General features: G+C 55.0%; 9 protein-coding genes. 2 read left to right on the top strand and 7 right to left on the bottom strand.

Annotated elements, in window-relative coordinates; all coding sequences use genetic code 11:
* From ACXWUF_RS11255 to mpl, 6 genes are all read right to left on the bottom strand, one after another.
* The coding region (locus ACXWUF_RS11255; RefSeq protein WP_458494773.1) for a GtrA family protein at positions 1 to 440 on the bottom strand (440 nt) is incomplete at its 3' end.
* Positions 437 to 1,147, bottom strand: a complete 711-nt coding sequence (locus ACXWUF_RS11250; protein WP_458494772.1) for a class I SAM-dependent methyltransferase — start codon at positions 1,145 to 1,147, stop codon at positions 437 to 439. The genes ACXWUF_RS11250 and ACXWUF_RS11255, both read right to left, overlap by 4 nt.
* Before the next feature lie 61 nt (positions 1,148 to 1,208).
* Entirely contained in the window at positions 1,209 to 2,192 is a 984-nt protein-coding gene (locus ACXWUF_RS11245) for a glycosyltransferase family 2 protein (protein ID WP_458494771.1), read from the bottom strand.
* Positions 2,185 to 5,040 carry a glycosyltransferase gene (locus tag ACXWUF_RS11240; protein WP_458494770.1) on the bottom strand — a complete coding sequence of 952 codons (2,856 nt, stop codon included), beginning with the start codon at positions 5,038 to 5,040 and terminating at the stop codon, positions 2,185 to 2,187. The genes ACXWUF_RS11245 and ACXWUF_RS11240 overlap by 8 nt, the downstream gene beginning before the upstream one ends.
* Positions 5,041 to 5,190: 150 nt before the next feature.
* Positions 5,191 to 7,017: a glycosyltransferase gene (locus ACXWUF_RS11235; RefSeq protein ID WP_458494769.1), complete on the bottom strand. Its 1,827-nt coding sequence runs from the start codon at positions 7,015 to 7,017 to the stop codon at positions 5,191 to 5,193.
* Between the two features lie 32 nt (positions 7,018 to 7,049).
* Positions 7,050 to 8,417 carry a UDP-N-acetylmuramate:L-alanyl-gamma-D-glutamyl-meso-diaminopimelate ligase gene (mpl, locus tag ACXWUF_RS11230; RefSeq protein WP_458494768.1) on the bottom strand — a complete coding sequence of 456 codons (1,368 nt, stop codon included), beginning with the start codon at positions 8,415 to 8,417 and terminating at the stop codon, positions 7,050 to 7,052.
* A 487-nt stretch (positions 8,418 to 8,904) separates the two neighbouring features.
* On the opposite strand from mpl, the gene apaG reads away from it, so the two are divergent.
* Positions 8,905 to 9,282, top strand: a complete 378-nt coding sequence (gene apaG / locus ACXWUF_RS11225; RefSeq protein ID WP_458494767.1) for a Co2+/Mg2+ efflux protein ApaG — start codon at positions 8,905 to 8,907, stop codon at positions 9,280 to 9,282.
* Positions 9,283 to 9,286: 4 nt separating this feature from the next.
* Positions 9,287 to 10,126, top strand: a complete 840-nt coding sequence (locus tag ACXWUF_RS11220) for a symmetrical bis(5'-nucleosyl)-tetraphosphatase (RefSeq protein ID WP_458494766.1) — start codon at positions 9,287 to 9,289, stop codon at positions 10,124 to 10,126.
* A 215-nt stretch (positions 10,127 to 10,341) separates the two neighbouring features.
* On the opposite strand, the gene ACXWUF_RS11215 is transcribed toward ACXWUF_RS11220, so the two are convergent.
* A partial coding sequence (locus ACXWUF_RS11215) for a hypothetical protein (RefSeq protein WP_458494765.1) occupies positions 10,342 to 10,684 on the bottom strand: 343 nt, incomplete at its 5' end.

Below are 10,684 nucleotides of genomic sequence, written 5' to 3'. Positions count from 1 at the left end.
AGTTTCGCAACGCCCATTGTTTCTGTATCGTTGAAACTGGTCGGTTGGTTTATGTCGGCTGTGTTGGAATATCCATTATTTTTAAAGGCATAATAGCGGCTACCAAAAAACGCGATAATGGTATATGGGATAATGCCCGTGGCTTGGGCTAGATATTGGTTGAGTTCAAGATATAAATGGGTCGATAAAACCACGGTGAGATTGACGGCATAAGCGACCGCGATGACTATGAAATAACGTATCAACGTCGCTGTAATACCATCGCGATTGGCGAATGTCCAGCGCTTATTGAGCGCGAATCCAAGCAGAATTCCTATGATATAGCCAAATGCATTGGCGGTAATATTATCAAGGCTCAAAAAATACATCGCAAAATAAATAGCGCCGAGTCCGACTAGGGTGTTTAACGTCCCCACCAGCAAAAACTTTATGAGCATCATAGCGGGGTGTCTCCCTGTTTGACCGCATAGGTCATGTATTGCGCTCCAAACGGGCACCAGTTCAGCCATCTCTCCACAGGCCGCAATATTCGGAGGGCACCGGGAATAAATACCCGGTAATGTGTTCTGACCCGCCCAAACCCCGCCGCCACCATCCGCTGCTTCATTGTCGGTGCTGAAATCAATTCGGCATTTTGGTCAAAAGGACAAGTATTCACCGCCTGAACAGTCAGCGGATTTAAGGGATTATGTTCAAAAATCACGGCCATTCCACCTGGCTTCAATACTCGGTGCCATTCACCGAGCAACCTGACGTGATCGGCACGGGGGATATGATGAAAGACGCAGGCGGCAAAAATCAAGTCAAAGAAATTATCTGAAAAAGGCAAGGTTTGTCCGCCGAACAGTTTGAAATCGGCTTGATCTGGAAAACGCTCGCGGGCTATGGCTAGGCTCTTCGCCGATACATCCAGGCAGGTTAAATTGGCCTGTGAAAAATATTTCTTAAAGTAAGGCAAGGAACCACCAACGCCAGCCCCAAAATCCAATATTCGCCCCGTGTCAGGAAAGTCGCTGGCTAATAAGTTCGACACATCTTTAATCTTATATTCCGAGAAGTATTCTGGGTTTTCTCCCGACACGCGGATATTCTTTTTATGCATATCCAGATATTCGTCGGCAAATTCATCGAATTCGGTTTGAATCATATAAAGGTCTCGCGATTGCTTCTTTCAAATCAAGTGCTGTAAGCGTTGTGACGCGCTATTTTTATAAATCACGCCGAAAGCATTCATGCTTCATCATATTCCGTATAGCCCAGACATCTATTCGGGCCGGTTGAATGAGGCGGCGCTTTCTAAGCATATTTGGCAACTGTTTCAATGCATCCAGCTTAGCCCTAAGGCTCAATAATCCCTGTCCGCGGCCAGCACATATAAATAAGCTGGACATATTCATAGCCAAATGCAATGGAAGATAAAGCCAGAAGAGAATGCCGGGCATGTTTTTGATAAATCCCCAAACTAAATTCCGGTGTCCGTAATAGGTTGAAAAATCACTGTGCCTTCCAGTAATACCCGATCCCACATGTAGGACCACGGCGTCTGGCACGTACAAGCATCGGTGCCCGGCTAGGCGAAGACGAAATCCCAAATCCACGTCTTCAAGGTAACAAAAGAAATCCTCGTCAAACCCGCCCGCTTCGTCGAAGGCCGTTTTCTTGTATAGGGCGGCCCCGGCACATGGCGAGAACACTTCGTCATAGCTCAAATAGCGCCCACTGGCAGGCATTCCGTGCCCACGGCGTTTCACCCGCCCACTGGCGTAATAATTATCTCCGGCACCATCGAGAATTTCTGGATTTTCGGCGCACAGCATCCGGCAGGCGAAGCTGGAATAGTGTGGGAACTTGTCGGTAGCCTGCATTAATTTAGCCAACCAATCGGGATCGGGAAAAGCGTCGGGGTTCAGCAGCGCTATCCAATCGGCCTCCTTAGCTGACTTAACCGCCCAATTATTCGCGGCGGCAAAGCCTAGATTGGATTCCAGTCGGATCAACTGAATACCCGTTAGCCACGGCTCATGACCAATAATTGGCTTGAGAGTGCTGGCGTTATCCACCAGGATAATTTGCTGGATTGGGAAGGTTTGTTGTCGCAGGGCGTTTATACACTGGATTAGGTAGTCGCCTCCGTTGTAATTAACGATTATAACCGCGACTTTCGGGACGGTATTAGGTGGAGATTCAACCATTCCGATTCAGGCTGCCAACCTGCCAAGCCGAGATGATTAGGTTTTTATAAGACTGAACCACCTCGTCATAGGTGGGCATGGCTTCAAATAATTGCCGAGAATATTTTCCCATCGCAATACGCTTCCCGTCATCGTCGAGTAATGACGCCAAATGGCCGCTCAAGGCATTATGATCCTGGAAATCGAAACGCACAGCATTGTGGCCAAATTGGACTTGCTCGGAAACACCCATACATGCGGTGGTGATGACAGGCAGTCCATAAGCCATGGCTTCAAGCATGGTCAAGGAATAGGATTCGTTGAGGGATGTAAAGGCGAATAGGTCGGCGGCAGAATAATACTGAGCCACATCCCGTGTTTCTGGAACCAGTATGACTCGCCCGGTTAATCCGTATTGCTGAACCAAATCGGATACTTGGTGGCAATAATGGTCGGAGGCCCGCCAGCCCACGATAAAGCACAGGAAATCATCCCTGATTTTTGACAGGGATTCGATGGCCCGCACCAGGGTTTTCTGATCCTTCCGTTCGCAAACCGTTCCAATACTTACAATCACCTTCATGCCATCGGCAATGCCCAATACATTGCGAATAATGTCCTTGGGAATCACCGGGCTATTCAGGAAAGTTTTGGAAAGCGCGTTGTGAATGACGGTAAAGTTTATAAGCCGGTTATAATTATTATAGAGCTGACGGGTTTCCTCCGATACGAATACCACGGCGTTGGCTTTGGTGAAGGCTGCCTCGAAAATCGGAAAGGCCTTGCTGTCGATGGCGCGAATTAGTAAATCGCGGTGGTAGCTTTCATGGATGATCCAAACACAGGGAATACCCAGCCGGGCCGCCGCCTCGACGACAAAAAAGCTGTTCAAGACATTGACCACAACCACATCGGGCCTAGCGAGCTTGAGGAGGTCAGAAACCTGCCCAAGCGTTGCGTTGAAACTATCCAGATCGGCCCACCCTGAAAGCATATTGTCGCAGCCCGTCAATTGAATAACTTCAAACGGCACGCCCGCTTGATTGAGAAACTCCGTCGCGGGACCGACCTCGGGTGAAAAGACCAAGGCGTCTATGCCCCCACCGTGATGCAAATCAGCGGCAAGGTTGAGAATAACTTTTGGTGCGCCTTCCAAATTAAGATTATGGGTGAAGAAGGCGCACTTAAGCGGCTTTTCAATATATTCCCCATAATCCAGTCGTGAAACTGGATTAACGGTAAACGACGGCGGTAAAAGGTTGGGATTGTAATAGCGGTCTACGCAAGGCCAAGACAAGTATTTCCGGCTGGCTATGTCTCGCGGTCCAGGAAATGGATGGGTGGATTCCGTGGTGTAGGACAACTCGGCCTCGGCCACAAAAACCGTCCGCAATCCTTGTTCTGCAATACGTAGACAATAATCCACATCAAATCCCGTTGACCCTAATATCTCACTGAATCCCCCAGCTTCGATAAAATCTGAGCGCCGAGTGAGTAGACAGGCGATATTAACGGCTGAGCAATCCCTGGCGGTTTCGGCGAGAAAGAAGTAGCTCAATAATTTTACTGGCTCGCCGGAGAAAGCCGGGAAATAGGATGAATCGGCGAGTATTTTGCCCGCCTGATGAAGATGTCCTTTTGGGGTAATCAGCCGCCCACCGACAATCCCTACGCCCGGCAGGCTTGAATATCCCGCCAGGCGGCTGAGCCAGCGGGGTTCGGTGACGGTCGTCCTGTTACTCAAAAACAGCAGCAGGTCCGCATCACTCGCTTTTGCGGCGGCATTTAAACGTGTCGGCAAACTAGCCGGGAAATCCGAATATTCGGTTTGGCTTGAGGCTATTCGGTAGTTCCGGTAGCGCGTACTCTTTTGGATGGCGCTAGCACAGCGAGCGGAATAGTCTTGTTTGCCATCTCCAAAGATAATAATTTCAATACCTGGGCCTTCGTCAGACCAGTCCAATTGATTGATGGGCAAACCATAGGATTCGGCGAAACTGGGGCGATAAATCTTGGCTACAATTCCTTGCCGGTCCAAATGATTCTTTAAGGCTTTGTAAGCGGACGTATCGACTATGGGTTTAACCGACGCTGAGGAGGCGGTTGATTCCGGGATGGAGCGCCAGTGATAAAGTATTTTTGGAATATGAAATATGTTTTTCGTGTGTTCTGCGAGGCGGAGTAAAAGATCATAATCCTGTGCGCCTTCAAAGCCCAGAGAGAATCGCCCCACCTCTTCAAGCAGGCTCCGGCGGATACAGGTCAGATGATTAATATAGTTGTAGCCCAGTAATAATACGGGCGACCAGTCGGGCTTGAAATGCAGATCATAATGCCGCCCTTTGGCGTCTATTTTGTCTTCATCGGTATAAATGAGATCGGCTTCCGGGTGTGCATTGAGTAGCCGTGCAATTTCAAAAAGGGCGTTTGGCGCAAGCAAATCGTCGTTGTCCAGAAGCGCCACAAAATCCCCGCTTGCCAATTCGGACGCTGAATTACTGGCGGCGCAGATATGGCCGTTTTCCCGCCGATAAATTATTTTGATCTTATCGCGCCCTTCATATTGCTTTAGCGCTTCAATGGTTTCCGGTGTGGTGGAAGCGTCATCGGCGATGCAAAGCTCCCAATGGGGATAAATTTGATTGATGACGGACTCCATGGCCGCCGTCAACCAACGTGGGTCCACGTTGTAAACCGGCATGAGAATGCTGATGGTGGGCAAGTAATTAAAGCGGGTAACGGATTCCCTGAGAATGGCGTGTAATTCCGGCCTTAGGGTATTGTGGAGAACATAGGCTTCACTAGCGGATAAAGCGGCAAAATGGGGAGGGCGGCGGGTTTGGCGAAGGACGGTGATTTCCCGCTTCATCCTCTCCAATAGGTGGCGCCATTTCCTGATGGATAACAGATTGCGTAGCGTGAGTTTCCCCCGCGCCCGTAGCACGATTTGGATAAGCAATGCCGCTAGGCGGGTGAAGCGTTTGTCTGGCTGCTTAGGAACCCACATAAGTTGTTAAATTCAGTTTATTTCCTGTTCCAGAAACCGGCGGGGCGCGAATCCTAAATCCTCGCTGGCGGGTAGGTGATCGAAGCACATATCCCGATTGATCCGATTCGCCATTTCTGGCGTTAGGTGTTTATAGCGGGGTATGTAGGAGAGTCCGCGCAGGAATATACGAAGCGCCGGGAGTGGTATGTTGACAATCCGGTTGGGCTTGCCGATATTTTTGGCAATCCGTTCCACCATTTCTTTATAGGTGAGCGTTTCACCGCCGCTAAGGTTATAGGCGTGGCCGAAGCTTAAGGGGTTGTCGATGGCATTCATACAGGCGTTCGCCAAATCCTCGGCATGTACGGGTTGACGCAATCCATCGCCGCTGCCCACCAAAGGGAAAAACCCAAACCGACGAATAAAATAAGCAATGCTGGTGATATTCTTGTCCCTGCCCAGATGATAAACCAAGGTGGGCCGGAACACCGTCCAGTGAATGCCATAATTCGCGCAATGTTCTGCCAATTTATCCTCGGATTCCCGCAATCCATGGGCCATTAACCGTTCTTTTTCATAGCCCGATTGATACTTCGTGAAAAGGCTGGTTGAGCTAAACGCGATAATCCGTTTAAGGGTATTCGCGGTGGTGTTTTCAAGCAGGGGAGGGAGGGTTGAAAGCGGTGCCAAATGAATGAGGATTTCAGCGCCGAATAAATCGGCCACTGGCTCGATGGCGATATCGATTTTGTGCCAGCACAGTCCGGGAACAGGCGGTAGTTCGGGCGGGTTCCGGCTGATGGCGTCTACTTTGAACCCGGAATCCAGCAATTTCGGTAATAAGTAATCGCCGATTAAGCTGGTGGCGCCCGTGACCATGATCCGTCGCGAATGTCCGGTCGGCTTGTTTATGCCTTGATTGGCGGGGCGGGTGCTGGAAAACGAGTACATGGCATGTAACCGCCCCCAGTTTTTGGCTGGATTATTCATGGGCAGAAAGTAAATTGGAATCCTTACTACAAAGCGTATTCCAATGGCTAGCAGGACCAGCCACATCAAGATGGTCGGGTATTGATGGCGGAAGAACTTCCGATAGAAGCGCACCATTCCGATGTGCTTGTAATACTCCACCGAAACTGGCCGCGAGGCGCTACACACCCCGCCCACATGCATGATTTCGACACTGGGCACGAATAGGATTTTAAGGCCAGCCTGCCGGAATCTCATGCACCAGTCCAAGTCTTCGCAATGCATGAAATAACCCTCGTCCATGGGGCCGACGGTGTTTATCGAGTCGCGGCGCACCAGCATGAAGGCACCAGAAATGGCTTCGACCTTCAGGGGTTTATCGGGCATGGGCAGCCCGGTTTGCAAGTAGCTTTCAAAACGCGGGTGATAGTTGGCGAATTTGTGGAGCCGGGTGAGCCGGATAAAGGTGCGCCAAGGCGTGGGAATGCTCCGTCGGCAACCGGCCTGCTCACTGCCATCGGGGTTACGTATCAGACATCCGGCCATCCCGGCGTTTGGATAATGATCCATGACCGCCAACATGCCGCTGATGGTCTCGGGTTGGATAATGCAATCGGGATTCAAAAATAATATGAAATCGCCTTGGCATTCCGGCAGGGCAACATTATTGGCTTTGGCGAACCCTAGATTCTCGGCGTTTTCGATAATTTTCAGGCGGCCGTCCTGTCGGAATCGCCGCTTCAATTCAAAAACGCTGTCGTCGGTCGAGCGGTTATCAGAAACGACGACCTCGACATCCAGATTGGAATTCAGCACCGAGCGGACGCAATCGGTGAGGAGTAGTCCGCCATTGAAATTGACGATGATGACAGAAATAGGTTTAGTCACTGGCCTGGGTCCGATGCGTTAAGCCGTGGGTTTCAACCGGCGCGGAGGGCTGATTCGGTCTTTTGGTGGATGCCGCCGAAGCTGCCGTTGCTCATGAACAGGATGTGGTCGCCGGGGCGGCTGTCCCGCCGGAGCAATTCGACGATCTCGTCGAGCGAACGCAATACGCTGACATTGGCCGCGCCCTCGGTGGCGGCGGCGGCGTCCCAGCCCAGGTCGGGCGCTTGATAGACGATGGCCCGGTCGGCGGCGCGGAGGGAGTCGGCCAAGAGTTCTGAGTGGACGCCCATGCGCATGGTGTTGGAACGGGGTTCCAGGACGGCGATGATGCGCTCCGTGCCCACCCGCGCCCGGAGGCCCGCCAGGGTGGTGGCGATGGCGGTGGGATGGTGGGCGAAGTCGTCGTAGAGGGTGACGCCGTTCACCTCGGCGCGGATTTCCAGGCGCCGCTTGACGTTCTTGAACTGGCCCAGGGCGGCGATGCTCTTGGCGGGTTTCACCCCGGCATGATGGGCGGCGGCGATGGCGGCGACGGCGTTCTGGACATTGTGGAGACCCACCAGGGTCCATTCGACGATGCCCACCGGCTGGCCGTCATGGATGACTTCGAAGCGGCTGCCATCGGTGGCCAGCAGGCGGTGGCGCCAGGCGGCGGGGGATTCATCCTCGGCGGGCGCGGTGAGTTCGACCGGCGTCCAGCAGCCCATGCGCAGGACTTCGGCCAGAGGCTCGTCCCAGGCGGGCGCGACGATCAGGCCGTTGCCGGGAATGCTGCGCACCAAGTGGTGGAACTGGCGCTGGATGGCGGCGAGGTCGGGGAAGATGTCGGCGTGGTCGAATTCCAGGTTGTTGAGGATGGCGGTGCGGGGCCGGTAGTGGACGAACTTGGAGCGCTTGTCGAAGAAGGCCGTGTCGTATTCATCGGCCTCCACCACGAAATAACGCCCGCCGCCGATCCGGGCCGACACGCCGAAATTCAGCGGCACGCCGCCGATTAAAAAGCCCGGCTCAAGGCCAGCGCTTTCCAGTATCCAGCTCAATAGGCTGGTGGTGGTGGTCTTGCCGTGGGTGCCCGCGACCGCCAGCACCCAGGCGCCTTTCAGCACATGGTTGTACAGCCATTGCGGGCCGGAGGTGTAGGCCAAGCCCTGGTTCAAGACCGCTTCGATTTCCGGGTTGCCCCGCGAGATGGCGTTGCCCACCACCACCAAGTCCGGCGCGGGGTCGAGGTTGGCGGGGCTGTAGCCCGATTTCAGGGTGATGCCTTGCTCTTCGAGCTGCGTGCTCATGGGGGGGTAGACGTTTTGGTCGGAGCCGGTGACGTGGTGGCCCAGTTGCTTGGCCATGATGGCCAGTCCGCCCATGAAAGTGCCGCAAATGCCCAGGATGTGGATATGCACGCTTGATTGCCTCTTCGGTTTGTCCGGTCGTGTGTTTAGCGAGGTAGGGTGGGCATGTACTCATGCCCACCGATATTGGTGCTTCCTCGTTTTCTCCCTCTCCAGCGGGAGAGGGTTGGGGTGAGGGGGGATTTAAACGGTATCTTCTGCCTTAACTCTCTCAGCGTGTCGGCCAAAAAGCTCGGGCCGGGATTGCCATCAGCGTTGTTTAAAAGGAACAGGACTTACGCAGGTTTCCGCGAAGCGGTTAATGTAGGTCGGGCTTAAGCCCGACCTACAGCGATTTGTCCAGAACTGTGCGTAAGTCCTGAGGAAGAAATCCTTGTTTTGATCCCCTCACCCTAGCCCTCTCCCGGTGGGAGAGGGGACTAGGGGAACATAGTGCGATTACCCTGATGGGGCGGTTGCCCGTGTGCCGGGATGGCGGACTTCCGTTTAAACTATCCGCCCGAATTTTCACCCGCCTATTTAAGTCAGCATTGTTACCATGAGAAAAAAATATCGTATCGAGATCGACGCCAGAACCAATTATCTGGAATCCCAATCCGCCCCGGAGGCGGATCGTTATGTGTTCGCCTACACCATCACCATCCGCAATTCCGGGGAATCCCCGGCCCGCTTGGTGTCCCGGCATTGGGTCATCACCGACGCCCATGGCAAGGTGCAGGAGGTGCGCGGCGAAGGCGTGGTGGGCGAGAAGCCGCACCTCGCGCCGGGCGAAGCCTTCCGCTACACCAGCGCCACCATGATTGAAACCCCGGTGGGCACCATGCGTGGCGAGTATCACATGGTCTCCGACGAGGGCGATGCTTTCGAAGCCGAGATTCCCGCCTTCACCCTCGCCATTCCCCGGACGCTCCACTAATCCCATGGCTATTTACGCCATCGGCGATGTGCAGGGCTGCTTCGCCGAATTACAGGCGCTTCTGGAAAAACTGCGTTTCGATCCAGCCCAAGACCGGCTCTGGTTCACCGGCGATTTGGTGAACCGGGGGCCGCGCTCGCTGGAAACGCTGCGCTGCATCCGGGGCTTGCGCGAGGCCGCCGTCGCGGTGCTGGGCAATCACGATTTGCACTTGCTGGCCGTGGCGCTAGGGGTCTCCAAGACCAAGCACCGGGACACCTTCGGCGATGTGCTGGCCGCGCCCGACCGCGATGAGTTGCTGGATTGGCTGCGCCGTCGCCCGCTGCTCCATCGCGAGGGGGGATTTTACCTGATTCACGCGGGCCTGCCGCCGCAATGGTCCGCCGAGGACGCCGCCCGCCACGCCGCCGAGGTGGAGAGCCTCCTGCGCGGCGAGGGCTACGGGGAGTTTTTCCGGCACATGTACGGGGATCAGCCGGATATGTGGTCGGATTATTTGCGGGGCTGGGGGCGGCTGCGCTTCATCACCAATTGCCTGACCCGGCTGCGCTATTGCGAGTGGGATGGGCGGGTCGAGTTCAAGCACAAGGGGGTACCGGGCAGCCAGCCGCCGCATTTGCGGCCTTGGTTCGATGTGCCGGGACGGCGCAGTGTGGACGCGACCATCGTGTTCGGGCATTGGTCCACGCTGGGGTTTCATGCGGGGCCAGGCGTTTATGGCCTGGATACCGGCTGCCTGTGGGGTGGCGAATTGACGGCCTTGCGCTTGGATGGGGAGGACAGGGCGCGGGTGTCGGTGGCGTGTGGGGGGTATCGGAAGCCGGGGGTGGCTGGTAGGGGGTGAGGCGGATTTGCCGTTGGTTAAAAGACATGGGCCAGGCCGTGTCGCCAGAGCGAACCGAGGCCGGGATATTCAAGTAGCAGATGGGTTGCCCGCTCGAATTCGGCTAGGAAGGATTGCGCCAAACCCGTCCCGGCTTGTTGCCGGTAGAACCCGGCGGCTTCTCGTAAGGGGGAAGTAAGGGGTTCAGGCTGCCATAGGTGGGAGGGCCACGGCAATCACGTTGACCACGCCCGCGCCGCCCGTTCGGCGTCTTCCAATTCGCCCCGCAGCCGTCCGTAGCCGCATTCTTCGATCAGCCGCCGCGCTTCGGCCAGGGCGGCGCGGTCGCGGAACAGGCGGGCGCGGTGCAGGTGGATGTCGGCGAGGTGTAGGCGCATGTCGCCACGGGTGGCGATGCGTTCGGCGGTATCCAAGTCTGCTTGGGCGGCTTCGGGGTTGCCTTCCACGGCTTGCAGCCAGGCGCGGGTGAGGAGGCCGAGGGGAAGGTAGTCTGATTGACCAGCAGCACGCAGGCCATCCACGGCGGCGCGGGCGTGGCTGTGGGCCGTCGCGAGTTCG

The sequence above is a fragment of the Methylomagnum sp. genome (assembly GCF_054333355.1).
The sequence above is the reverse complement of the archived record's forward strand: the minus strand, read 5'-3'. Positions and strand labels throughout refer to the sequence as shown.

Bases quoted from the DNA above. Each gene is read 5' to 3' on its own strand.
- apaG (WP_458494767.1), top strand. From the start codon at position 8,905: ATGAGAAAAAAATATCGTATCGAGATCGACGCCAGAACCAATTATCTG.
- ACXWUF_RS11245 (WP_458494771.1), bottom strand. From the start codon at position 2,192: ATGGTTGAATCTCCACCTAATACCGTCCCGAAAGTCGCGGTTATAATC.
- ACXWUF_RS11240 (WP_458494770.1), bottom strand. From the start codon at position 5,040: ATGAAGCGGGAAATCACCGTCCTTCGCCAAACCCGCCGCCCTCCCCAT.
- ACXWUF_RS11250 (WP_458494772.1), bottom strand. From the start codon at position 1,147: ATGATTCAAACCGAATTCGATGAATTTGCCGACGAATATCTGGATATG.
- ACXWUF_RS11220 (WP_458494766.1), top strand. From the start codon at position 9,287: ATGGCTATTTACGCCATCGGCGATGTGCAGGGCTGCTTCGCCGAATTA.